This window comes from Qiania dongpingensis, from assembly GCF_014337195.1.
Classification (GTDB): domain Bacteria; phylum Bacillota; class Clostridia; order Lachnospirales; family Lachnospiraceae; genus Lientehia; species Lientehia dongpingensis.
The window spans coordinates 539413-565744 of sequence record NZ_CP060634.1 but is presented as its reverse complement, the minus strand read 5'-3'; the positions used below and the strand labels follow the sequence as shown (position 1 = coordinate 565744).

The 26332-nt window shown below is 45.3% G+C and carries 19 protein-coding genes and 1 other RNA gene; 7 read left to right on the top strand and 13 right to left on the bottom strand.

What is annotated here, in order from left to right:
• Window positions 1-10 precede the first annotated feature (10 nt).
• The gene (gene pheT / locus H9Q78_RS02735) at window positions 11-2437 is read left to right on the top strand and encodes a phenylalanine--tRNA ligase subunit beta (RefSeq protein WP_249303472.1); all 2427 of its coding nucleotides are present in this window, start codon (window positions 11-13) and stop codon (window positions 2435-2437) included.
• A 318-nt stretch (window positions 2438-2755) separates the two neighbouring features.
• Here pheT and H9Q78_RS02730 read toward each other — a convergent pair whose 3' ends face one another.
• The gene (locus tag H9Q78_RS02730) at window positions 2756-2977 is read right to left on the bottom strand and encodes a hypothetical protein (protein ID WP_249303469.1); all 222 of its coding nucleotides are present in this window, start codon (window positions 2975-2977) and stop codon (window positions 2756-2758) included.
• A 471-nt stretch (window positions 2978-3448) separates the two neighbouring features.
• Between H9Q78_RS02730 and eno the strand changes: the two genes are divergently transcribed.
• From eno to ssrA, 6 genes are all read left to right on the top strand, one after another.
• Window positions 3449-4753: a phosphopyruvate hydratase gene (gene eno / locus H9Q78_RS02725; protein WP_249303468.1), complete on the top strand. Its 1305-nt coding sequence runs from the start codon at window positions 3449-3451 to the stop codon at window positions 4751-4753.
• Between the two features lie 65 nt (window positions 4754-4818).
• Complete coding sequence (gene secG / locus H9Q78_RS02720; protein ID WP_249303467.1) at window positions 4819-5055, top strand: preprotein translocase subunit SecG; 237 nt, start codon at window positions 4819-4821, stop codon at window positions 5053-5055.
• Between the two features lie 349 nt (window positions 5056-5404).
• Window positions 5405-7600, top strand: a complete 2196-nt coding sequence (gene rnr / locus H9Q78_RS02715) for a ribonuclease R (RefSeq protein WP_334298677.1) — start codon at window positions 5405-5407, stop codon at window positions 7598-7600.
• Entirely contained in the window at window positions 7600-8067 is a 468-nt protein-coding gene (gene smpB, locus H9Q78_RS02710; RefSeq protein WP_147596648.1) for an SsrA-binding protein SmpB, read from the top strand. The genes rnr and smpB overlap by 1 nt, the downstream gene beginning before the upstream one ends.
• 13 nt (window positions 8068-8080) lie before the next feature.
• Window positions 8081-8362, top strand: a complete 282-nt coding sequence (locus tag H9Q78_RS02705; RefSeq protein ID WP_249303466.1) for a hypothetical protein — start codon at window positions 8081-8083, stop codon at window positions 8360-8362.
• Window positions 8363-8416: 54 nt separating this feature from the next.
• Window positions 8417-8766: a transfer-messenger RNA gene (gene ssrA / locus H9Q78_RS02700) on the top strand.
• A gap of 40 nt (window positions 8767-8806) precedes the next feature.
• Here the strand turns inward: ssrA and H9Q78_RS02695 are convergent.
• The 12 genes from H9Q78_RS02695 to H9Q78_RS02640 form a co-directional block, all read right to left on the bottom strand.
• Entirely contained in the window at window positions 8807-9334 is a 528-nt protein-coding gene (locus H9Q78_RS02695) for a hypothetical protein (protein ID WP_249303464.1), read from the bottom strand.
• 33 nt (window positions 9335-9367) lie between these two features.
• On the bottom strand, window positions 9368-10408 hold the full coding sequence (locus H9Q78_RS02690) for an SH3 domain-containing protein (protein WP_249303462.1): 1041 nt from the start codon (window positions 10406-10408) through the stop codon (window positions 9368-9370).
• A gap of 35 nt (window positions 10409-10443) precedes the next feature.
• The gene (locus H9Q78_RS02685) at window positions 10444-11511 is read right to left on the bottom strand and encodes a pectinesterase family protein (protein WP_249303461.1); all 1068 of its coding nucleotides are present in this window, start codon (window positions 11509-11511) and stop codon (window positions 10444-10446) included.
• Between the two features lie 54 nt (window positions 11512-11565).
• Complete coding sequence (locus tag H9Q78_RS02680) at window positions 11566-11796, bottom strand: hypothetical protein (RefSeq protein WP_249303459.1); 231 nt, start codon at window positions 11794-11796, stop codon at window positions 11566-11568.
• A 3-nt stretch (window positions 11797-11799) separates the two neighbouring features.
• On the bottom strand, window positions 11800-14850 hold the full coding sequence (locus H9Q78_RS02675) for a DUF859 family phage minor structural protein (RefSeq protein ID WP_249303458.1): 3051 nt from the start codon (window positions 14848-14850) through the stop codon (window positions 11800-11802).
• Between the two features lie 13 nt (window positions 14851-14863).
• The gene (locus tag H9Q78_RS02670; RefSeq protein WP_249303457.1) at window positions 14864-18730 is read right to left on the bottom strand and encodes a hypothetical protein; all 3867 of its coding nucleotides are present in this window, start codon (window positions 18728-18730) and stop codon (window positions 14864-14866) included.
• A 13-nt stretch (window positions 18731-18743) separates the two neighbouring features.
• Window positions 18744-19520 (bottom strand): phage tail domain-containing protein, encoded by a 777-nt coding sequence (locus H9Q78_RS02665; protein ID WP_249303456.1) that lies wholly within the window; start codon window positions 19518-19520, stop codon window positions 18744-18746.
• Between the two features lie 83 nt (window positions 19521-19603).
• The gene (locus H9Q78_RS02660; RefSeq protein ID WP_249303455.1) at window positions 19604-23293 is read right to left on the bottom strand and encodes a hypothetical protein; all 3690 of its coding nucleotides are present in this window, start codon (window positions 23291-23293) and stop codon (window positions 19604-19606) included.
• Between the two features lie 5 nt (window positions 23294-23298).
• A complete protein-coding gene (locus tag H9Q78_RS02655; RefSeq protein ID WP_249303453.1) occupies window positions 23299-24066 on the bottom strand; it encodes a hypothetical protein in 768 nt (255 codons plus the stop codon).
• A 770-nt stretch (window positions 24067-24836) separates the two neighbouring features.
• Complete coding sequence (locus H9Q78_RS02650) at window positions 24837-25196, bottom strand: hypothetical protein (protein WP_249303452.1); 360 nt, start codon at window positions 25194-25196, stop codon at window positions 24837-24839.
• 26 nt (window positions 25197-25222) lie between these two features.
• The gene (locus H9Q78_RS02645) at window positions 25223-25876 is read right to left on the bottom strand and encodes a hypothetical protein (RefSeq protein WP_249303451.1); all 654 of its coding nucleotides are present in this window, start codon (window positions 25874-25876) and stop codon (window positions 25223-25225) included.
• Between the two features lie 115 nt (window positions 25877-25991).
• Entirely contained in the window at window positions 25992-26186 is a 195-nt protein-coding gene (locus H9Q78_RS02640; RefSeq protein WP_249303450.1) for a helix-turn-helix transcriptional regulator, read from the bottom strand.
• Window positions 26187-26332: the final 146 nt, after the last annotated feature.

Here is a 26332-nt window from a genome sequence, read left to right as displayed (position 1 = left end):
GACAACAATTATGAATACAGCATTATCCTGGATCAAAGCCTATGTTCCTGACCTTGATGTGACGGCTCAGGAATATACGGACGCCATGACTCTTTCCGGTACGAAGGTGGAGGGATACGAGTGCCTGGACAAGAACCTGGAGAAAATCGTCGTGGGCCAGATATTATCCATAGAAAAGCATCCGGATGCCGACAAGCTGATCATCTGTCAGGTAGACATCGGGACAAAGACCATACAGATCGTGACGGGCGCCCCCAATGTAAAGACAGGGGATAAAGTGCCGGTTGTTTTAGACGGCGGCAAGGTGGCAGGCGGCCATGACGGAGGTCCGATGCCGGAGAATGGGATTCGGATTAAAAAGGGAAAACTGAGGGGAGTGGAATCCGATGGCATGATGTGTTCCATCGAAGAGCTCGGCTCCTCCAGAGACATGTATCCGGATGCGCCGGAGTCGGGAATATACATTTTGAAAGAGGATGCGCCTGTCGGCGCCGATGCCATAGAGCTTTTAGGACTCCACGATATCATATTTGAATATGAGATCACCTCGAACCGTGTGGACTGCTACAGCGTCCTGGGAATCGCGAGGGAAGCGGCCGCTACCTTCCGGAAGAAGTTTGAAGCTCCGGTTCCGGAAGCTAAAGGAAACGGAGAGGATGTCCATGATTATGCGTCTGTGGAAGTGGAGGACAGTGACCTGTGTTCGAGATACTGCGGCCGGGTGGTGAAAAATATTAAGATCGGCCCTTCTCCAGAGTGGATGCAGAGACGTCTTGCCGCCAGCGGCATCCGTCCCATTAACAATCTGGTGGATATCACCAATTACGTCATGGAGGAATATGGACAGCCGATGCACGCGTTTGATCTGGATACCATTGCCGGACATAAGATTATCGTAAAGCGTGCAAAGGATGGAGATGAGTTCCAGACCCTGGACGGACAGATGAGAAAGCTGGATAACAATATTCTCATGATCAATGACGCGGAAAAGGAAATTGGCATAGCCGGAATCATGGGCGGTGAAAATTCCAAGATTACCGATGAAGTGAAAACGGTGCTTTTCGAGTCCGCCTGTTTTAACGGCACGAATATCCGGCTGTCCGCGAAGCGTCTTGGGCTTCGAACCGATGCGTCAGGAAAGTATGAAAAAGGACTGGATCCCAATAACGCAGAGGCGGCTATCAATCGTGCCTGCCAGCTGATCGAAGAGCTCGGATGCGGCGAGGTGGTCGGCGGAATGATCGATGTCTGTGCAGGAAAGCCGGAACCCAGGCGCATACCCTTTGATCCCGATAAGATCAACCGGCTTCTGGGGACGGATATTTCCAGAGAGGATATGATTTCTTATTTCGGACCGCTGGAGCTTTTGGTGGATGAGGCGGCCGGAGAGATCGTCGCGCCGACCTTCCGCCAGGATCTGGTATGTGAGGCGGACATTGCGGAAGAGGTGGCCAGATTTTTTGGATATGACAACATACCGACTTCTCTTCCGGCCGGAGAGGCGACCACAGGGAAGCTGTCCTTTAAGCTTCGGGTGGAAGAGGCAGTCAGAGAAGTGGCGGAATTCTGCGGGTTCAGCCAGGGCATGACCTATTCCTTTGAGAGCCCGAAGGTATTTGACAAGCTTCTCCTTCCAGCAGATTCCCCTCTCCGGAGTACGGTGGATATTTCGAATCCCCTCGGCGAGGATTTCAGTATCATGAGGACCATATCTTTAAATGGGATGCTCACTTCACTGGCTTTTAACTATAACAGGAGAAATAAAGATGTAAAGCTCTATGAGCTGGGAAATATCTATCTGCCGAAGGCGCTGCCCCTTACGGAGCTGCCGGATGAGAGGATGCAGATGACCCTTGGATTTTACGGGGACGGGGATTTCTTTACACTCAAGGGAGTCATAGAGGAAATATTTGACAGGCTGGGAATGAGAGATAAGATAACCTACAGTCCGGAGGCCGGAAAACCGTTCCTCCATCCCGGGCGCCAGGCAGTGATTTCCTATCATCAGAAGGTAATGGGATATCTGGGAGAGATTCATCCTGAGGTCCTGGACAATTATGATATCGGAGACCGGGCTTATGTGGCTGTCCTGGATATGCCGGTGGTGACAGAATGTGCCTCCTTTGACCGGAAATACGAGGGAATTGCGAAGTTCCCGGCAGTGACCAGAGACATCAGCATGGTAATGGACAAGGACATTCTGGTTGGACAGGTGGAAGAGGCCATTGAAAGGAAAGGCGGCCGGCTTCTGGAAACCTATCATATGTTTGATCTGTACGAAGGCAGCCAGATCGCGGAAGGTTATAAATCCGTGGCTTATTCCATTACTTTCCGGGCGAAGGACAGGACGCTGGAGGATAAAGATGTAAATGAGATTATGGAAAAAATCCTGAAAGAATTAAAAGGAATGGGAATTGAGCTTCGAGGTATGAAATAACAGCAGCTTAAAGAAAAGGAAACTGCGGCAGAGAAGTCTGCTGCAGTTTCTTTTTTTATACTTTGTCGTACGAAGTGCGCCTGCCCGGAGGGCATGTATTAAGGGGTGCCCTTGGGTATACTTTGCCGCACGAGGTGCGCCTGCCCGGAGGGCATGTATTAAGGGATGCCCTTGGGTATGATACAAAATACTTTTTGGAATCATTTTTAGTAAGCTCCGATTAGTTTCCAGTTTAGCACCGGCAGAAGTTCCGGGCCGTCACGATTTCGGTTCGCTGGCGATGCAGGGGCCGCTTTATCCCCGCTCCGGCAGTACCGCTCACATGTCGACGGAAAATCCGGATGATTTTCCGTCTCCGGTTCGCTCAGAAACGGAATCGGTATATTTCGTTTCTGCCTCCCTCCGCCTGGGGAACACCGGCCTATGCCCTGCGGCGCTCACCTTTAGGCCGGCCCGGAATCTTTCTGCCGGTGTCCTGCCCTCCGCACCTTTTCGGATAATCTCGGTTCCCTTGATTCCAGAAAAGAATCGGATATCCACATGGCCCGCGCGCCTTATGGCAGCGGGCCGCGGTGGACTGCCCCAATGGCTTTTGAGGCAAATGAGTGCTTATTTCGGTGCGGAAGAAAGAGCAAGAGGAAGGATCCGATTCCATCGTAAGGCGAGCACCGCAAAGGCGTTAGCAGAATCTTCCCGGCCGCAGGGAGGTAAAAACCGAATCTCATGCAGGTTTTTATTGGAATCTGACATGGAAAAATATCGATTTATCCATGTCAGTTGGAAAGGACCGACTGGAGGCCGCAAAGATGCTGGTTACGGCTGCCAGCGAGCCGCCTGGATGGAAGCGGATTTCTTCTTGCCTTGCAAATCAGACAAAAAACTTGTTTGAAAGGTATTCAAAGGTATACTTGAAAAATTCTGAGATTTTATAAATTTTACGGAGATTTACGAATAGGAATGTACGGATTTCTTATACTAATTCATAAAGATTATGGAAAAAAGGAGAATGAAATGGATAAATTTTTAAAGATCGTGGGCGTCAAGGGAAGAGAAATCCTGGATTCCCGGGGGAATCCTACCGTAGAAGCAGAAATTACTTTAGAAGGCGGGGTCAAGGGGCGGGCCAGCGTTCCTTCAGGCGCATCAACGGGAAAATTTGAAGCAGTCGAACTCCGGGACGGCGGGGAACGTTACTCCGGCCTGGGAGTTAAAAAAGCGGTAGATCATATTGATACAGTACTGGCTCATGCCATCCTTTCTGAAAACGCCATGTGCCAGGGGCGGATCGACAAGCTTCTGACAGATGCCGACGGCACAGAGAATAAGGGGAATTTGGGAGCAAACGCGATTCTTGGTGTGTCCATGGCTGCGGCGAGGGCTTCTGCCGCCGCGCTCGGCATGCCCCTTTATTCCTATTTGGGAGGGATTTACACGAGGAATCTTCCGGTTCCGATGATGAATGTACTGAATGGCGGAAAACATGCAGATAATACAGTGGACCTGCAGGAATTCATGATCATGCCGGTGGGCGCATCCGATTTTTCTTCCGGCCTGCAGTCCTGCGTGGAGGTATATCACACCCTGAAAGGGATTTTGAAAGGAAAGGGCCTGTCCACAGCCGTTGGAGATGAGGGCGGGTTTGCGCCGGACCTTCCCGATACGGAAGCGGTGCTGTCCCTTTTGGTGGAGGCGATTGAAAAATGCCGGCTGAGACCGGGCGTGGATATGGGAATCGCCATTGACGCGGCGTCCAGTGAACTTTATGATCCGGACAGAGACGTGTACTATTTCCCCGGCGAAAGCAGGATGGGAGGAAAAGAGATCCTGAGACTGCGGGAAGAAATGGTGGATTATTACGAAAATCTGGTGAACCGTTATCCCATCGTATCCATTGAGGATGGGCTGAATGAAGAGGACTGGTGCGGCTGGAAGCTTCTCACAAGCCGTTTGGGAGATAAGATCCAGCTTGTGGGAGACGATCTGTTTGTGACGAATACGGAACGGCTGAAGCGCGGAATCGAACAGAAGATTGCCAATTCCATTCTGGTCAAGGTAAATCAGATTGGAACGTTGACAGAAGCGTTTGCGGCCATTGAAATGGCACAGAAGGCCGGTTATCATGCCGTTATTTCCCACCGTTCCGGGGAAACAGAGGACGCGATTATCGCGGATATAGCTGTGGCGGTCAATGCGGGCCAGATCAAGACGGGAGCGCCCTGCCGTTCGGACCGGAACGCCAAATACAATCAGCTTCTGCGGATTGAAGAGTCTTTGGGAAGCCAGGCCGTATATGAACATCCTTTTGCCGCGTTTTAAAAAATAGTTGCCAATCCTGTCCTTTTATGGTAAGATAACTATGTTTGACCATAGGAGGTGTGAAGATGACTGTTTTGAAAGTGATTTTAACCGTGGTTTTCTTGATGGTGTGTTTGGCATTGGTTGTGATAGTATTGCTGCAGGAAGGAAAATCAGCAGGACTGACCGGCTCCATAAGCGGCGCTGCCGAGACTTTCTGGGGAAAGAATAAAGGTCGTTCGATCGAGGGAAAGCTGGAAAAGGTTACGAAGTATGCGGCGATTTTATTTCTGCTGCTTGCCCTTGTGCTGAACATACTTTAAGCGGGACCTGTATAGCGGAGAAGATGGGATTCATTGCTTGCCAAGGCATTCACGACACGCCTTTGGCGGGATGAATCCCTTTTTGTTATGATACAAGGAAATTTTCCGTCATGGTTGCAGCATTCCGGCGTGCAGGACAAAAAACAGAAGCCGGATGAATAGGAGAGAAATGGATAACGGAAATGAAAAAAGGAGCGGCGGAAGAGAAAATCAGCCCGGAATAGGCGGAACGTATAAAAAGAAAAAAGAGAAAAAGTGGGAAACCGGAGGAACACGAAAAGGAAAAGGGCGCGGCCGGCGGGAGGAGTTTCGGAAAGAATATGAAAGAACCGTGCAGTCAAAGCCTAAAATGAAAGCAGAGGAATCCTTTTCCGATGACAGGCCGGCGGCCGAAAGGATGGAAGAACGAAAAGAGCGGCTTTTAAAGCTTTTTGGCCATAAAAATTATGTCCCTCTTAAGATCAAGGAGCTGGCGATCCTGCTGGGAATATCCAAAGAAGAGCGTCCGGAACTTCAAGAGGTTTTGGATGCCCTTCTTTCAGAGGGAAAGATAGGTCTCTCAAAGAGAGGGAAGTATGCTTTGGCGGAGAATTTTCTGATCACCGGCACATTTTTGGGGAACCGAAAAGGATTTGGTTTTGTCGTTGTGGAAAAAGCAGAAGGAGAGGAGCCGGAACCGGATATTTTTATCTCAGAGGATGAAGTGGGAAATGCCATGGACGGAGATACAGTCCAGGTAGCACTTTGCAGCGGAAAGAAAAGCGGAAGAAGAAAGAACCCGGAGGGCCGTGTGGTCAAGGTACTTGTAAGGGCCCATGAAGAAATCATCGCCACTTATGAAAAATGCAAGAATTTCGGATTTGCCGTACCGGTGAACCAGAAGCTCTGCAGTGATGTGTTCATTCCTGAAGAACACTCCATGGAAGCATCCACCGGCGAACGCGTCGCAGTGAAGATCACAGATTATGGAAACGGCAGGAAAAATCCGGAGGGCCGTGTTACGGAGATCCTGGGCCGGGTGGGAGATCCCGGAGTGGATATCCTTTCCATTGCCAAGGCCTACGGATTTGAAAGTGAATTTCCCGACGAGGTTTTGGCTGAAGTGAAGCGGATTCCTGCTTCAGTCCTTCCGGAAGAACTGGAAGGCAGGAAGGATTTCCGGAGTCTCCAGACAGTGACCATAGACGGAGAAGACGCAAAGGATCTGGACGATGCGATCTCCATTTCCATGGAAGATGGAATTTATAAGCTGGGAGTCCATATTGCCGATGTATCCCACTATGTAAAGGAAGGGAGCGCGCTGGACAGAGAAGCGCTTAAGCGCGGCACCAGTGTTTATCTGACGGACCGCGTCATTCCCATGCTCCCGAAGGAGCTCAGCAATGGTATTTGTTCATTGAACGCGGGGGTTGACCGGCTGGCATTCAGCTGTATAATGGAAATTGACGGAAAGGGCCGCGTGCTCGGACACGAAATCATGAAGTCTGTGATCTGCGTGGACAGGAGGATGACCTATACTGCTGTGAAGGGAATCCTGGAAGACCGTGATGAAAAACTGCGCCGGGAATATGAAGAGCTTGTGCCTATGTTCCGGCTGATGGCAGATTTATCTTCCATCCTTCGGGCGAAGAGAAAAAAGCGCGGGTCCATTGACTTCGATTTCCCGGAAAGTAAGATACTTCTGGATGAAGAAGGAAGACCGGTGGAAATAAAGCCTTATGACAGAAATGTGGCTACGATGCTCATAGAGGATTTTATGCTGCTGGCGAATGAGACGGTAGCGGAGGATTATTATTGGCAGGGGCAGCCGTTTGTTTACAGGACCCATGAAAATCCGGATCCGGATAAGATTCGGGAGCTGGCGCTCCTCATCAGCAACTTTGGATTTCATCTGAGGATGGGACAGGAGGAGGTACACCCCAAGGAGCTTCAGAAGCTTTTGGCGGGCATCCAGGATTCACCGGAGGAAGCGCTCATAAGCAGACTGACCCTGCGTTCCATGAAGCGGGCCAAGTATCAGCCGGAATGTATCGGGCATTTTGGTCTGGCGGCGAAATACTACTGCCATTTCACCTCGCCGATCAGGCGGTATCCAGATCTGCAGATACACAGGATAATGGGCGAATGTCTGTCAGGAAAGATGACGGAGAAGCGTAAGGAGCACTACGCCGGAATCCTGCCTGAGGTATGCGCCGGATGCTCTTCCATGGAAAGAAAAGCGGATGACGCGGAAAGAGAAGCGGAAAAACTCAAGAAATGCCAGTATATGGCGGGTCACATCGGAGAAGTGTTTGACGGAGTGATATCAGGCGTTACAGGATGGGGAATGTATGTGGAGCTTCCCAATACCGTGGAGGGGATGATTTCCCTGTCGGCTCTTGACGGGGATTATTATCAATTTGATGAAGCGCAGTACCGGCTGGTAGGGACCGCCACAGAACAGGTCTATAAGCTGGGCCAGAGAATCCGCGTGCGAGTGGCCGCAGTGGATAAAGTGGGAGGTACCATCGACTTTGTGCCGGAGCGCTCCTGGGAGGAAGAATAGTGTCAAAGGATAGCTATAAGCTGGTCGCGAATAATAAAAAGGCATATCACGATTATTTTATTGATGATACGTATGAAGCGGGGATTTCCCTGTCGGGAACAGAAGTCAAGTCCATTCGGATGGGAAAATGCAGCATCAAAGAATCTTTTGTGAAGATTGAACGGGGAGAAGTCTACATCTTTGGAATGCATGTCAGCCCGTATGAAAAGGGTAATATTTTCAATAAAGATCCTTTGAGGGTGAGGAAGCTGCTGCTTCACGGCTATGAGATCAATAAGCTGGTGGGAAAAATCCAGCAGAAGGGTTTTACGGTCGTACCTCTTAAGGTATATTTCAAGGGAAGCCTGGTCAAGGTGGAAATCGGACTGGCCAGAGGAAAGAAGCTGTATGACAAACGGCAGGATATAGCCAAGAAGGACCAGAAAAGAGAAGCGGAAAAAGAATTTAAGATCCGAAATCTGGGTTGAGGAGGAGCTTTAAATGAAGCCGGATACGAGAGAAGAGTTGCGCCGTCTGGTGACGGGCGTTACGCTGGAGACCTATGAAGAGCTGGCGCCGCAGCTTGTCATGATGCTGGATCAGCTGAAAAAGCGGGAGGATCTGAGCCAGGACCAGATGAATGATGAGATTCTGCTCAACATGATGGGATATATAAAATCCTGTACCAATGAGATCATGATTCAGGTGCTGGGCGAGATACTGGAGCTCCCAGCGGAAGAGCGTCATGACCATGACCACGATCATATGCATGACGAGACTTGACAACCGCCGTTTTTGGGCATATAATAGCACTACACTGAGAGTCATATGTAACCAGGGCTTGTACTGGTTTCGACGGGGGTTTAGAAGTTTGGGAAGCCATCCGCAGACCGTGACTGCGTCATCAACATGGAAAACCTAAATATAAACGCAGACGATCAGTTAGCGTACGCTGCTTAATTGCAGCTGTCGACCCTAGGCCGCTCACAGCTTAGGACCTCGGCATCGTGAAAGTGGGGAACTTCGTCTCTTAAGCTTTGCGGAGATGGAAGAAACGATGAAGCTACTAAGCACATAAGCCTGTCTTTGGGCGTTTGTGTAAGGGAATGTTAAAACAAGGACTATGATGGAAGAAACCTGGATGGAAGGGCTTTCGGACAGGGGTTCGATTCCCCTCAGGTCCATAAGAGGAGCGCCGTGTTACGGCGCTCTTTTATTTTGGGAAGTTTAGTCGGTCAGTTCCCAGGTGTAGGATTCCGGTACACACTTTTCGTGTACGAAGCTGTTTTCTCCTCCGTGCAGCTCATAATCTTTCACCAGATCGTAAAACGCTTCTTTTTCCATCCGGTTCCATTCCTTGAGAGTGTGATAATACCGGTATGACTGACCAATCCGGTCTTTCAGCTCCGCCCGTTTATTGGCATCGTTTTTCCTTTGAATCTCCAGATGGAACAGCCGGTTTTCATGATCGTTTTTTTCAATCAGCTCTCTTAATTCCTTCATTCTGGATGTGAGGCAATTGATTTCCTCGTTGGTCTTTTGAAGGCCCGAAGATATACCTGTCAGCATCTTATCATGCTCGGTCAGCATCTGAGCCTGAGATTTTTCTTTCAGGGACCACTTTGTTTCTATTCCGAAGCGTCCGGCTGTCCAGTCCGCCAGTTTCAGAATTTCCTGGACGGCAAACAGGAGAGCGAAGATCAGAATGACAGTGTGCGTGATTCCATTATCGATTAAAGCCGTGATATACGACATTCAAAGAGCACCATTCCTTTCATAAAGGAGGGCTTACGCCCTCCGAATATAATCTTTTGATACCCAGCCCGTATATTTGCCGGCGATTTTTGCCTGATACCAGCCGCCGGATTCTCCTAAAATATCCACCAGATTTCCGTCGCCCAGCTTAGGCCAGGCACCCAGTTTATCAAAGGATGTGCCGGGACCGGTACGGACGTTTAAACCTGCGCCGCCGGTTCCGGTGACTTTTCCGACCCACACGGTGTCAGACTGAACGGCGGAATGGTCTGTCTGCCTGCCGGAGATCTTCAGATATCCAGCATACACGAATCCTTCTTGTCCTACAATGTTTATTTTCGCCCAACCGTTGGCATAAAGTGCGGCCACATCCACTTCATTTCCATTTCCCAGCCGGCGGATGACTTGATAGGATGTGCCGGGGCCGGTACGGACATTTAGATACGGGTCTGATTTTGTCAGGTTACATATTTTCTCATAAGCCCATGGTTCATAGACTTCTGTAATTGTGGGAAACAGCGTATCCAGAGTAGAATCAGAGGAGGTGGCCCCTCCGGATATCCTCTCCTGTACTTCTGCCCGAAAATCGGACATGCTTTTGCCGAAGCGGCGGAAATATGGCTCCGGATCGCTGTGATTCGAAGCGATTCCTTTTTTATATGCCTCATAATGGCCTAGAATCTGGCCGGCATCCAGGTTAAAGCGCTTGCATAGTCCGGCATAGTGAGAGACGGCATTTGTCCAGACCTTCCGGAATTCCGCCGCTGTTTCCAGTTCACATAATTCGTAGCCGATGCAATGGGCGTTTCCCCATCCGTTTCCTATGTGCCAGCAGGACATGGAAAGGGGAGCGAGCTCATAAACCCCGGTGTCGTCGATGAAGCCGTGGACCAGCTTTTCCACTCCCGGCTTGTTCCAGCGCTTGAACCAGCCGCCTCCCGCGCCGGACTGCGCCCGGATGATGACGGGATAGACGGCAGGAGAGTGGACGATCAAAAAAGAAACGCCCGAGAGGGGCGTTCCTTCTTTATAGCAGTCATTTTTGGTACAGTGAGTTTGGAGTGCATTTGCCATAGATTCCTCCTAAGTTATAAAAATTGGCGGAAATATTACCCTTTGAGTGATGCTGTATATGCTATCTCCATGCCAAAGTTGGTCCCATTGGGATTTGTGTCTTTGATAACAAATCCATTAGCGCTTGTGGAATGGATACTGCAGTCAGAAAGTATGCTGGCTAAACCGGGAATATTTACTGCTGTTAAGGTAATATTATATTTGTCTGCATTTTCCATGGGGACAGAATATAAGTAATAACTGGCATTGTATACGGGTTGTTCAGACTTGATCACATAGGCCTGTCCGTTTTTCCAGCCTTCGTTATAATTTAATGCCCGGGTGGTATTTCCAGTATTGGAAGGATTCAAGGTAATGTTCTTATTCGAAACAGGAATATATGGATAGCGGGTAGTATCTGATTCCCGGAAAATAACTTTTGTACTGCTGATCATCCGGTTGTTGGAAAAACGTAACTGTGCAGTGCTGTTGGCAACTCCATAAAATTTAGCAGCGTCGTCGATCAAGACCGATTCATTGGAAGAGGAGTTCTTTCCGTATAAAACGCAATCAAACATTTCAAAAACCTGATTCGGTGAGTTGGCATATGCCGCATTATGCAGATATAAAGGAGCGCCTCCGCCAGTTCCCTGAAGGACACAACTAGAAAGGGACAGAGTAGAATTGGCGCCTAGCCCGCATCCAATGGCATTGTGGGGAGAGGAAAACTTACAATTCCGGAAAACAGTCGTCCCTGAAATCCTGGTACTACCGTTTTCATAGTGTAGGCCATAGGAATTGCTTCCTGAAGCGGCTGAAAAAGTAAGCCCGCTGAAATATCCCTGTCCGGTGGTGTAGATTGGCGCGTTGGGATAAGTGCTGGGATATGAGAGTATTGTCGTATCCATGCCTTCCCCGATTAAATCAATACCTGGATTGTTGCATAGATCCACCTGTTCGTTGTAGGTGCCGGATGCGATTTTAATGACGACACGGTTAGTCTTGCTGCAATACTGTCTGGCGTGGGTGACAGCGGCATTTATTGTATTAAAATCGTAAAGTGACGCGTTCTTTCCAACTGTTAAGATGGATGATTGGGATACCGTTGAATTTGTATTTGACATAAGATTACCTCCTAAATTTAAATAATGACATAAATGGTTATAGATTATTTTTAGTTATGGGCGTATTTCATTGCAGGTATCGGTACTTTCTTTGTTCTCAGTGGATGATTCTTTGGCATACTGCTCTTCTTCCTGCCGTTCAAATGCTTTGGCCTGAGAGTCGATATCAATGTAGATGTCTTTCATGACAAAACGGATAATCGTCGGATTTAATCCGGATGTATTGATACTATCGAATACTTTCTCACGCAGTTCTGAAATTACCATGGATATGGGTTTTTGCATAGGTTACCTCTCTTTTCTAGTTTCAATTGCTTTTTTGATTGCTGTGTTTTCATCCAAAAGATATTTTAATACGTTGATGATATCTGACTCAAACTCTTCGTAACGTAAAGCGTATGTATAGTCTTTTACAATGTCTGTGGGCTGTTCTACTCCGTTTTCATCCTTTATGGTTTCATATACCGGAGATTTAATGAGACCGGCAAAATCCATGGATGTAAGGCCGAGCTCGGAAAGACTGTTTTCCACGTCCTGTGCGATTAATCCTTTATGTGTCCTGCCAGAATCGCCGTCTATATATTTATAGGAAGCCGGGGCTAGGGAACGGATAAAGGCGATGGATTTTTCATAGGGAGTGTAGACAATATCCTTTTTTTCGCGTCGGTCAGAAGATACATTTACCGATGTAGCGCTGTAAATATTGCGCCATCTATAGGTGGGCGTACCTAAATGTACATGTCCGGCGACGCCATTCTTTATCGAAGGACGCAGCCCGTAAGAATCGTTCCCGTCAGATCCGCTTATACCAATTACAATATCATAGACGTTGGAATTCCATGGACCAAGCGCCAGCATATTGCTGGTACCATATATATGAGGGAAATTGGCGTCACTTGGCGCGGCGGTCATATGAAGGCCCCGGCCGGAAGAAATTTCCACGGTACTGGCGTTTATTGCGCATTTTCCAGTGGAGTTGTTGATGCTGAGTGGCCTTAATCCGTTAAAGCCGCCATAAGCGTCGCCAGAGTTGGTCACTAGAAAATGTGTGTTTCCTCCGTCGTTCCGGATAATAAAACCATAATTACCATAGACAGCGCGAAATTGAGCCACTTGGCTTCCCAGATGGGAGATAATTCCCTGATTGGAAAAAATACAGTCAGGACGTATTTCAATCCTTGATGCCCCGCCGGACCGAAAAATATGATAATTGGCGGCTGCGACATCATAGTATATGTTGTTCCATGAATTATTTCCGATCATCAAGGAACTGCTGGATGAATAGAGAGATGTAATCTCGCTGCTTGACGAGGCAGACTTTATTTTGATGCCGCTCCTTGCAGAAAGACTGCCGGAAAATGTGGAGGAACCAGTAAAGGAACTTGTACCGGCCACGGAAATATTACTTTTAAACGTGCCGACGCCGTTGAAGGTACTGCCCTGTCCGACGGATAAAGTCCCCTCGATACCGAGACTGCTTTTGGCCGTGATTTGATTTTCCACAAAGACATTTCCGCTGAAATGGCTGTTTCCGTTTACTGCAAACATATTTTCCTCGGCAGGATAACAATTTACACCGACTGCTCCATCCTCGCACATGGAAAGAAGCGGAGTTGCGGCGGGGATGGAATAGGTCCTGGTGATCGTAGTTCCTACTTTATCTGACAATGTGACAAGAATCTCATAGGAATCAGTCAGGGAAAAGATATCGGAAACCATCTGACTGACTGTAAAATAACCATCTGTGTCCATGGAAGAAGGTGAAACGGTGATACTTGTATAGGAAGTGTCTGAAAGACGCTTGTATTGAATGGACAGTGTATAAGTATTGTAAAAAGTACTGTTAATATATAAGGGAGAGACATTGCATTTCCCGTCTATGATGATATTTTTGGAATAACCGTTTCGGTTGATCACCAGCGAGATTACAGGGGACTCATATTTAACAGATGTTAAAGTCGCTAAAGTAGTGTTCGCGGAATGGCCCCTTGAGTCGATTACCTCAATTTTAAAAGGATTTTGTCCAACAATAGTGCTGTAGGATGTATAGGATGTAGCAGAAGCAGACAAAAGGTTTTCTGTAGTCTGATTCCAGCTGATTCTATAGCCTCTTATGGAGGCGCCGCCTTTAAGGGTGATATGGGACGCATTCCATGAGGCGCGGACTTTGGCATCCTGGCTGGTGATTGTATATCCATCTACAAAGTTACTCAGAATCCCGTCCGGCAGGCTTCTGGTGAATGTCGCAAAACCACTACCAATCACCGGATTGAGATTGACGGATGAAAAGTCTACATTAAGAGAGTAACGGTTTTCACCCATATATTTGTTTTCATCCTTTGAATAGGTGACAACTCGTACGCTGATTTTTCCGCTGGTGGAGCTGGGATAGTATGGATAGAAGCAGGTAGCCCATAATGACGCACTTGCCGTTCTTGAAGTTTCAGAATGCCGGTTGGAGCCGTCCTCCAGAATTTGGTAGGCCGCGGGGGCGTCCATGTTGTCAGTACGGACACTCATACTGTATGTTGTCCCTGAGTCTGGTATAGATATTCCAAATGTCATGTTATTGTTCGGTACAACGGACGAAGAAGCCAGAGCTGCCAGTGCGGGAACTGCTGTGGAAGCGCCGACGGGAGTGACGCTGCCGCTTCCGGTATACTGATTGGCGTCAGTGGTCACTAGGCATCGGAATTTATATGCGGAAGCATAATGCAGGTTGGAGTAGGTATGAGTATAGCTTTTCGTGGACTGTATATTGTATATTTTTGCGGCGCCACTTATCGCGCCGGAGTCATTTTCGGCATACCAGTGAGTTCCGTTATCTGGGCTATACTGGAAATTGAAGACTTTGCATGGCAGCGATGTATTTGCGGTGACTGAAATACTGTTTTTTGTTATTCCTCCTACGGTAAGAGATACCGCTGCATAGCGGTTTATTTTGTCCAGAGTGAATGTGGTGCTGATGATATAGTCGCAGTCAGAGCGTTGGCTCTGGTAAAATCTGGCATATACAGGTATTGTTTTGGTACCGTCTGCATTGTGAGCGACTGTAATATTTCCTGAAGCGAGCTGAACGACTCCTCCGGCTGGAAGACCGCTGATATCAATACGTCCATAATCAGCAGTGGAAATAATGCTGTTTCCATTCAGTGTAAGATACAGATGATTTCCGTGGGAATAAGCATAGCTGCCGTTTATGGTAGGCTTGCACCAATTTAAAGTATAGTTTACGGTGGACGAGTTGGCGGCGGCTCCATTGCCGGATGAGGAAAGGATCAGCTGAAGCAGCATGCCTGCGGCATAACTGGATGTCGCATAAAAAGATTCTTGGGCCATGAAAGCACCTCCTTTATGGTTTGATAAAGACTAAGACCTTTTTGATATTTCCGCCTCGGGTCATATTCTGTACTTCTGTTTTGAAGGAAGGGGAAGAATCATTCATAGAGGCCTTGAAATTTATAATGCCTGTATCGACGGTGGCTTCTTTTTGACTGGAGCCGGTATCGGTCAGATAAAAGATTTTTGTTTCCGCGTCGGAAATTCTTGCATATCCGGTCAGCCCGTTTTCATCCAGTACGGTTCTGCTGATGATGGAATCGGAACTGTCGCTTCTATAGACCGTCAGCCCGTTTTCAGAGAATCGGATTCCCGTTGTATCAGGAGAGAAATGGCGGGTGTACATGAAAGACGTCATTTCTGCGGTATGCGAGATGTCAGAACGTATGGTGTCCAAGTCTTCTGATTTCACAAAACTAGCCGTCAATTGTTCGGCAGTTCGGGTTACAAAGCTTTCAAAGGTGCCTGACAACGCCGTCCCATTACTGAGAACATTCTCGAAAAAGGCAGTCATTCTTGAGGTTTCTTCCCTTGCAGTCTGCTTATAGTCATTAAAGAATTCTTGAACTGTCATGGGTTCATCTTCCGTATTTTTAATCACAGTAGAATCTTTTATTAAAGTCTCAAGATATTCGGCAGTAGCCGCAGTCTGATTGTTCAGCTCCTGGATGCTGGTCTGCACGCCGTCCATTGAGACCGTCGTTTTGGAAATCTGAGAACGGGTTTCTTCTACCCTTTGTATGGTATGATTAACAGCGTCTATGATGGTCTTATTGACGTCCTCGGTACTCTGATCTCCTTCTTCATTTTTAACATCTTGTTTTACGGTGATAATTTGTGATTTTGAGACTTTTTGTTCGATGGATTTTGTATTCTGATCCACAGTCAGGGAAACATTGTCAATGGTACTGGTAATCTCTGAAAACCGGGAGTCTGTATCTTCTGGAGCCGGAGTCCAGTCTGTAGGATGATTACCCCGCTCCAGTTTCAGGCCTTTAATGGATTCTGAGGAGGTACTGGTTATAGTATCGGCTGTTAAATCCGCATTAATATATAAGCGGATTTGAGAAGTCCCTTCTTTTATCGGAGAAGTTACGTATAAGCGACCTTCTTGATTCTGCAGAAAGCTTTTACTGAAGGCAGAAGATTTATTGTCCGGACCGTTACTAAATTCAATCTCTGCTCTTAGTTTTTTGCCGCTTACTGATTTAGCATAAAAAGAAAATGTAATTTCTTCCTTAGGTGCCAGGTCCATGTCAGAAATCGCTAATGGAGGATAGAGAGAACCGCGGTTTTTATCTACGGCTATATTGCCATAAATATCTGAAGTTTCTTTTAGCAGGTTTCTTCCGCCGATGCCGATATCCGATATCAGGTCTGTTATTTTGTCTTCCATGGTGGTGAACTTTACGTCTAGTCCCTTACCATCCGCAATAATGTTTGAAATATCGACTTTACCGTTTTCATCTGTATCCACAGTATTGAAATTAAGCTTGTCCTTGGTAATCCGGCCGCCAAGCATTTCGTTTTTTATTAAGCCATCCTGGATAGCAGACTCTTTAATACCGGTGGAGTCAATTAGAATACCAGTTCCGGATTCATCATATAAGACGAAAGAAAAACTTCCCGCTTTGTCCCGGCCAATCTGTACCCGGACTTTTCCATTATCGTCGTAGAATTGCTGAGTGCCGTTTTTAAAGGCAATCAATGGGTTGTTGTTTTCGTCGGATATCAGAACAATCTCATTGGAAGAAGAAGTATGAGCGACCAGATCGCCGACGGAAATTTTGGATGAAATTAAATCTTTTATGAAAGCATCGTCAATGGATACGTTGTCAGCAGTCAGATGGATGGTCTGAATCAGACCGCTCCCCACACTGCCCGACAAGAGGGTGTCGATGTTGGCTGCCTGACTTTCCAGAACCTTGATATCTGCGTTTTCGGATACAATTCGGTCTATGTCTGCATATCCGGAACTGATTATGGAAGAAGTCAGTCTGCCAATGGTCCCTTCATCTGCTTCTATGATTTTGGTCACAAGATAGCTTCCTTCCAGAGTATCAAATTGGCCGTTGACCAAGGCATTCAGGTAACCCAGTTCCTGAGATGAAAAGGATGCTCCGCTGGAGCTGCCAATGGACAAATTGAACAGCTGAGTTTTCAATTCTTCATGGGTGACATATTCATCAGAATCCTTCGAACCGCTTCCTCCTTTGCCGGAATGGGAAGCACCGCTCCTGCGTGAAGAACCGGAGGAATTATCCAGCAGATAGGCAAGATCAGAAATACCATTCCGGCTGCGTTTCATATTGCTGTATTCCACAGAGACGGTTGAAATATCGTCAAAGTCCAGTGAAAAAGAGAGAAGCCGGACAGGGATATTTATAAATTCGTTGAACATAATGGTGATGAGATGCCCTAAGCTGATTTTATTCAAGATGGAGGCATAAGCCGGCAGCTCTGCCAGATTCACCAAATCGGTATCTATCGTATATTGCGGCTGTGACATCTCAGAAAGACGTTCCTCTGCATATTTTTTTAACTCCCATTTTTTCTGAATGGTCTGCTCATAAGTGAAGATATCAGTTGTCAGAAACGTATCATCCTCGAAATCCCCTTCACGTATATACGAGGACAGAAGGGAAATCTGTTCTGGGGTAAAATTATTCTCCCAGTTGACATCGGCGGCAATGGTTTCCAGATTCGCCAGGTTTTCTTCCACCATTTTTTCCAGCCGCTGATATTCTGCTTCCTTTCTGGAAATCTCCGCTTGCAGAGCATTCTTTTTTTCCACGTATATAAGATAGTCCTGATAATACTCACTGTTAATGTCATGGAATCCCATATTAATATAGTTTTCAATGGTTTGGTTTGTATTGCCGAGCAGCGAGGTCAATGCGGTTATGCCATATTCGGTCCAATCCTCGCTGCTGGCTTGGGCAGGAAGGAGATTCTGAAGAAGCCCGCCGGATTCTTTGGATTTGGTATAGCTTACGATGGCTTCCCGATAGTCTTTGATACGGCCATTGAACTTAGTCTGATAGGATTTCCAGGAGGATACCAGGTCGGACGGCATTTTGTCATAAAAATAGGTCAGATCATACAGATAATCAAAGCCGCAGTTAACTTCACGGATACTTAGGCCGTCTGCGCCGCTGACCGCCAGAGCGGTAATCAGATCATCCTCGTCCACAGGAGAACAGCGCAGAGATTTTATCAGTGAGTCATGGGAAAGGTACACATCGAAAGTTTCTCCAAACTGAGACAAAGGATAAGCACTGATGGTAAAATCCATGATATCGAATAGAAACAGACATTCTGCGGCCTTAGAGAGATTATCTGTGAGGAAGCTGTACACGTCTTGTGAATCTACAGAAAAGGAACCAATGGCTTTTTTGTTTGCCAGCAGGGGATGGACGTAACCGATTGACCACCCCGGATATTTTTCCAGTACCAGATGAAGGGCGCTTTTATCAGGAGCCTCAGCATTATAAAATTCTACAAATCCGTTTTCCATATTGCCGATGGAACCTGCATCATTGGTGTTAAGATAAAAGCTCCGGAGCATCCGGTGAGTCAGCTCATGTTCGGCAGAGTACATCTGGCATGATTTTGTCTGCGAGGCGCCGTCCAGGGAAACGGTAGGCTCATCCAGTATGAACCAGCCAATATCTTCTATGAAAACCTTTTGCATTTTAGTGATTTGGTCATAGATAAGATTGTTTTCTTCGGTTTTACGGACAGAAAAAGAGATTTCGCTGTAAGGAGTCAGTTTAAATGTCCCCTTTTTATCTTGAGGGTCTGGAATGACTCCTAGAATTGTTTTATCAGGGGATGCCAGATAAAAAGTTTTTTTATGAAGCTCTTTTAATAATGTCATATCGCATAGCATATCAGTACCCTACCTTTCTCGGAAGGCTGGCGGATATGGTCAGAGACGGGATGCCTGAAAAGGAGATTGTATTCTCTCCTGGGACGAGATCGATCCATTCCCGATTAAATGCCGCGTAGAAATTCCTTTCCGGTATATCAGAAAGCAGCAAATAATGTTTTGTATCAATGGTACAAGTTTCTTCTTTTAAGACACTGGACAAAATCATACATTTTCCAGTAGTAGTATTTACCAATGTTACATCTCCTGGTTTCGATACAGCGAAGTGGAAAACCGGTTTTACGGGATTTAGGATGTCGTCGCTGGTATTGTTGAAAATACAAGGAGATTTTGTATAGTTATACGTCACATCTTCCCAGCCGTAAGGAGAATCGCAGGTTGCTTCGAAATAAATACCGACCGGCAGACCATTGTATTCATACATTTTAATATCTGACACGATACAATTGAAATAGATTCCCCGGCATTTATCGTTGTCAATTTCCATTTTCATATAATTTTTTGTGGTAAGCCATCGAACGACGGTCCTGAATTCTTCCATGGTTAAACAGTGGCCGTCTTCGTATACCATTGTCGTTTGGAATACGAGTGAATCTTCATAAGAAACATCATATAAATAATTTACCGGATTGGAACCGACTTTTTCTGTTTTTAGGTTTTTTTTCAGTCCGATGTCTATGGCGTCAATGGACGGGGAGTCTAAGGTTGCGGTTATAAAACCAAAATCAGACATATGCAGTCCATTGAAAAAGAAGTCCGTACAAATCAGCGAGGCCATAATATATTCTCCTCCTTTGATCATATATGAGCCCTTTAGCTCGAAAAACGGCGGTACGTTTTGTACCGCCGAAAGATAACAGGTTATCGATAATAATTTACTGCGTTCCCAAGCAGCCTGAGTTCTTGCTTTAAATTTTGCTTTACAGCAGGAACTGCATTTTTGACCAGCTCGGATATGGTAGGGATCGTGTCTTCAATCACATCGCCGTTTACCGTTATCAGGCTGTCATAATGTACAGAAACGGCATTGGATGGGTTGACCTTCGGGAATCGGACCGGATACAGTTGCTTTTGCAGATATGCGGCCGGCTTGCTCGCAAACTGATAAAGTACATCAGTTGCATTACGGTTAAATACGGCTTCCCCGCCGGAAAATGGAGTGAGGAGGCCGTCTTTGGTCATGATTGCTTCCAGACCAGATTCGTTTGTCAGATGAAGCCCCTTTTTGGCGTATCTGGTACCGGAAGCATAGTTCCTGCCTTTGAAGGTATCCAGTATGATCTGAACGATTTCTTCCATAGATGATGAACCAGACTGTACGGTGGCGATCTTATGCTGCAGTTCTTTCCATCGCTGATCCTCTGAAAAAGAACCTACGGAACCAGGCGCATTACTGTAATTGCTGGTTATGATAGACTTAAGATAGTCGGGCGAATGCATGGAACCAGTCGCCACATTTCCTATTCCGATTCCCATGGAATTCAGGATTAACAGGTACTCCTGCATGGCTGTTACAGCACTTTCCCATGGAGCAGTCAGGGCACTGCTTATCTCCATGCCATAGTTTCCTGCAAGGGCTTTTATACTTGCCAGTACGGCTTCGGAATCAGTTTCCGCCTCAGATAAAATTGCCGCGATAGCAGCGTTTTGATAATCCAGATCTTGTTCGACCATGTTGGATCGCTCTTCCTGCATCTTTTTAAAATTTTCGGTATCTTTGTCCAGGTATTCCAATTGATTGTCATATGCACGGTCTTCCTGCAGCTCAGTCAGTTCCTTTTTTGCATCTGCAATCTCCTGCATCAGCTGTTCACGCTTAGCCTGAGCTTCCCTGCCATTTACTCCTGTCAACGAAGCGTATTCTGCTTCCAGTTTTGAGATGACACCGGACTGTTCAGAGACCTTTTTGTTATAGTCGTCTAAATCCTTTTGTGTTCGGAGCGCTTCCTTCTTTGCATCGTTTAGTTTGGAATAAGCGTCTGTTTCCTTCTCAATGCCTTCAGTGATCAGCTTCACTATGGAGTCTCTGTATTTTTTTATATCGCCTGCGGCATCACGCTGCAGCTGGGAATATTCTTTTACCGTTTTATTATATTCGTTTTGCGAAATATTCCCATTTTTCAAATCCTTGCGCAGGGCGGTCAGAGCGTCGGCGTATTGTCGGGACTTCAGAGCAGCCAGTTCAATCTGCTGCCCATATAAGCCGATTATCGTTTTTCCTTCCGCTGTGGCTCCGCCATTATCATCAAAGAGCAGAGAGTTGTCGTATAGGTCGATTAGATCGGACAATTCACTTTCAGCGTCTTTGAGGACATCAATACCCCGGTCGAATTTTTCCCATCTTAATTCATACAGTTCATTTTTTAATTTCTCTACAGAAGTCTCGGTCTTGGTGATAGCTGTTTCCGTATCATAAATCTTAGACATCCAGTCATGCCATTCAGTGGAATATTTTTGGATGACACCCTGGTTCATGAGACTTTGCAGCTGGTTCTTGAGATTATCCAGCTCCGCGTTAAGCTTGCCGTTAATGGTGACCTGACGGTCGATCATGTAATTATACTGAGATTCTGTATTGTCGATACCTTTTGTATCGGCCAGATCCATGTAAGCCTTCATTCGGTCGGAGAGGGACTCCTGATAATCAATTCTTGCATCAGCCCATTTTACAACGGTGTCCAGTTTTTGAAGCTGCAGTTTCTTTATTTCATTGTTCAGGTTGCGGACAGTATCATAGCAGTCGGTTGCTTTGTTATACCATGTTTGATATTCGGAAATCTGTTCCTTCAGGTTTTTATCTGTGATCGTCTGGATATCCATGGTGCCATTTTTGATCTTGTTAACATAGTCAGAAGACAGGCCGAGAGAATCGGCGTAACTTTGATAGGAAACCGCGGCATTATTCAGAACGGAAATGTATTCTTTTGCACTTTGAACTGCGTCATTGAGCTCATTTATGGTTTGTTCTGCGGAGAGATTGCTTGCCGTATCATCGATGATCTTGGATATTTGGTCATAGATATCCTTCACTTTTTTCAGACGTGTTTCCATCCAGTCGATCTGAGTGTTAAAGTCCTCTGCGGATTCCGATGCTTTCGCCATGCTGCCCGAAAGTGCAGCAGCTTGAGAAAGGCCAGCGAGGTCTCTTATAATATTTTTGCCGGAAGCGACAGAAGAGACTGACGAACCATCTGCCAGCGCTGTTCCATCTGCCAGCGCTGTTCCTTGTGCCAGCGCCATTCCGCGCCCGTTTATTCTTCCCTGTTCTAACAGTGCCTCAGATTGCAGGTGGTTAAATACGATTGCTCCGGCGGGAAGATAAGCGAATTCGGCGCCTGCGTTTCCGACGGTGTGCCACCTCCCGGAGCTGGGATCGACGACAATTTCCGGGCCCAGTTCCCCGACCAGCACCGTGCCGCCTGATTTGATCCCCCAGCTTCCGCCTGCCACGGAGCCGCCGGAGGAACCCTTTGAGTTTAATGGAATACTCGGAAGGGGTAATCCCAGAGCATGGTATTGGACATATCGGTGAATCATAGGAAATTGTTTGGGAAGCAAGCCAACATTGGGCTTATACATAATGCTGCGTATTAAAGGAGGGAGAACAGGATTCAGGAGTGACTGACTGGTATCTGCCTGATAACCTAATTGAACTGATACATGTGGATTAGAATTCTGGAGCTGGGCTGCGATTGCCTCCGGCGAGGAAGTATCTGTGATTCCAAAGCTAGCCAGAATAGTGGGATGAAGCTGTTGAATCTGTTCATAATATCCTGAAACACTTCCTTCCGCGGAGGAGGTATCTGCGCTGACGTCAGTTTGGATATTTATGTTGCCGTAATTTTCTTGGAAAGCGTATAATAATCCGGCGGTCTGTTCCATTTCTCCGTTTACAAAGGAAGTATCTACAGACATCACAGTTGGATCATCCAACTGACTGAGACAATTGCTGATAGCCATATTGGCATTTTCAACAGATGAAGCATCGACATCAAAAGCTTTAGAAGTGACGGCGTTCTCCATTTGGTCATTTAAATAATTAAGACTTTCTTCCGCATCTGTGACCTGAGAGCTGTCCAGCTCAATTCCCATGTTACCTTCATTCTCAATTGCATTTATAAGGTCAGATAAGGTTTTAATAGAACCGTCATCATCATTCATGATAATATCATAGGCTATACCTATTTGTGTTTCTGTCAAAGCACCGCTTAATGAATCTTTTGAAATACCTGTCATGGTTTCAATTTGATTTAAAAGGTTATCAGCTTGAAATTCATCACCTTCTCCATCTGCACTTTCCAATGTGATTCCGTATTTTAGACGAAAATTAATTTTTTCTTGTTCATTGTCTGCGTCGCTTCCTAGTATTTCTTCTGTGAGCTTATCGATTTTATCCTTGTAGTCATCAAAAGTAAGCTCATTTGGATTCAAGGAAAGTAATTCTTTATAAGCGGATTTTTTTTCCTCGGAGCTTGTAATATTTTTGATTTCATCGGCTACTAGCTGTTGTAATTCCTCCGGGCTGCCATAATCAAAATTAGAAAAATCCATATTACTTATGGCCGCTTTAATAATGTTTTGGGTATCAGGGGAAGAATCCAGATATTCATTACTTTTAGTGAAATCGGATAACAGAGCAGAGGCAAGATAGCTATTAGCTGTTCTTTTTTTGTTTCTTCTTCTTGTATTTTGGATTGAATATCTTCAATAGAATCACCATATATTAGCGCATATTCATTTGCAAAATTAACACATTGTTTTTTAAATTCCTCTATAAAGTTATCTTGTTCTTCTTTAGTTAGATTCATTAGGTTTGCCGTAGCTGTATTACCATCATCAAAAAAAGAATACTCAATATCGCTTTGAAGTCCAGAGGCCATTGCTGCATCTTCAAAAATGTTTCTAAAATGTTCTGAATTTTTACCACTTTTCATGTTAATATTAGCAGAACCCATTTCATCAAAAGCAAACTCTTGATTTCCCATTTTTTGAATTTGTTGAATGATTTTGTTTGCTTCTTTATATTGCTCTAGTTTATCTTTAGATTTATTAAAAACTTGTTGAGATTCATCATATACTTTTGGTATGTTTTCCTTTATTTCAAGTTGTGTAGCTTGGCGTTCTTCTTCTAAAAAATCGGACAGTTTTTTTTTGGATAAATCAGCATTTTGTCCTAATTCTAAAATTTTATTGCCTGCTGTGTCATAATGATATGATAGGTCAGGGTAAAGGTCGGCTAATTCGTTGTTTAAATTTAGAAATTCTTTATATTCTTTTGTAGAAAGTTTATTTGTTTTGTTTCCGTTTAAATCGACACCTTCCAAAAGCTGGTCGTACCTAGCTGCTTTTTTTTGAGCGGCAGGATAAGAGGAATTAAATTCTTGGTCTATCTCTTTGATATTTTCTCGGGCTTCTCCCCCTTCAATTTTTGTTGCCTTTTTTTTATTTAGTTCCTTTTTTAGATTTTCTATCCCTATATCTAAGAGAATATCTAAAATGAGCGGTTCGAGAAAAGCGATAATCCCTGCAGTAGCAGTAGCGGATGTTTGTGCTATGGGACTATTATCAGCATTTGGATAGTATAAAGTATTTGATGCAATTACTGGATTATTATTGTTATTTTTATAAATCGGAGCTATACTGCGTTGCGCGGTTAAAAATTTAACACATAGGTATATTGTAAATTATACCGATATTTCAGGTGATGTGTTCACCTTAGCTCGTGACTATTCCTTTCTGAAACTGTTTTAGTGAGTTCCAGATTCCCATTATAGTCGATGAACGTTCCTCTTTAGGACACAGAGGCTTCGCTGCAGATTTCTCATACCTTGGACTTGTTACTATACACAATCCCTTTCAGGTTGTCCGCCATGAAATCTATAAATGTCCTGATTTTCCATGGTTTAGTATCCGAAGGATTAACGAGTTACCCTGTTCGCAATATCAGACGAAACACAATTTTTGCATGTGCCAGTTTCGGTTGTTTTCTGTGCAATCCCTTATCAGGTAAAATGATATCTTACGCAGATTCGTTCCGCATTACTGCCGGATTGCAGCGGGCATTTTTATTATAAACAGTCGGAGAGGAGCATTTTTAAAACCTCTCACCCGCATTTTGAAGCGAATTGTTCTGCTGAATCTGTTTGGGGACTTGACCTTCCAATACTATGGAGCTCCCACTGACTTTTTTTTGGAGTTTTCTTTTTACTTTTGATAGATTAAAAATATCATTGGCAGAGTCAGCGGATTGGAAGCCAGCAGAGTAGCTGTCATAAGCCTGCTGTCCAAGATTGTAAAAGGTTTTATTAAACTTGTTAAAGTCTATCCCCTTTGTATCGAAATCGAGTTTGATTTTGATTGATTGAGCAGAAAATTTGTCTAATTGTTGCTGTAATTTATCTATTTCTTTAATAGCATCTGATTCGGCAGTAATTCCCGTTCGATAATCACTCATGGTTTATCATACTCCTTTCTGAAAAGTTATGACAAATTGACTTGCCGGCTGTTTTTTATATCTACATCTGATTTTAAACCGTATTTTGTCATATGTTCCGCAAGTTTTTCTTGATCGAAATTGAGCTCACTCATTTTTTTTATGATATCAGCTTGCTCTTCGGGAGTGAACTTTGCTTCTACCTTATTGGAGTTTTCTACTTTTTCTGCCTGAGCTTTGGCCAGACGTTCCATTTCCCTGGCTGTTTTGCTTTCTGCCTTCAGTTTCTTGATTTCTTTTTTCAGATATTCGCAGATACTGGTTTCAATGGCAGGGAAGGAATGAATCCGTGTTTGCTTTTCATATTCAATGATTTCCCCGGCGTACATTTCAATGGAGGAGACATAGCTCCGGTTTTTTATAAAGAAGCTGTAAAGTTCAATGTTATCAATATAATCTGGATAGTCGGGAGTGTCTTCTTCGGCTTCTGGAATCAGAATCAGACCATCAACCAGTTTACTGTAGAACAGCCCGACAAGTGCCCTTTCCGCGTGGGTGGGCAGATAAATCTGCTGAAAGGTTTCAGGTGCATCCCCGGAAATAGAAACAAAGGCGTTTTGTGCGACGATTCTGGCATACATTTCGATTTCGGAAAATGTCAGATCCTTTTTCAGCGTTATTTTGTCGAAATTCACATTCATGATAAATCCTCCGAGATAAAATTTTAAGTTAATAAAAGAAAAAGACCGCCTGTTCCGGCGGCCTGGGTGAAGATATTCGGTTTTTTTGATTCCTTTACGGGCGGTCCTATCCTTTTTAGTCAAGCGCGAAGATATCTTCAATTGTCACATTTAAAGCTTTTGCCAGCTTCAGTGCAGTGACAATGGAAGGATTCGTAGTATGACCGTTTTCAATATTGCTGATAATACTGCGTTTGACACCGGATTTGATCGCGAGTTGCTGTTGACTTAAGTTACTGTCCCACCTCAATTGCTGTAATTTGTTTTTCATAGATTCATACACCGCTTTTATCTGATAGTAGTTGAAAGTAATAAAGTTTTATTTTAACTAATATTAGCATAGAAAGCTGTATGAATAGGGTACGACTTTTTGGAAAGACGGCTGTAATAAAGGGGGTGTGAAAACCGTTATATACT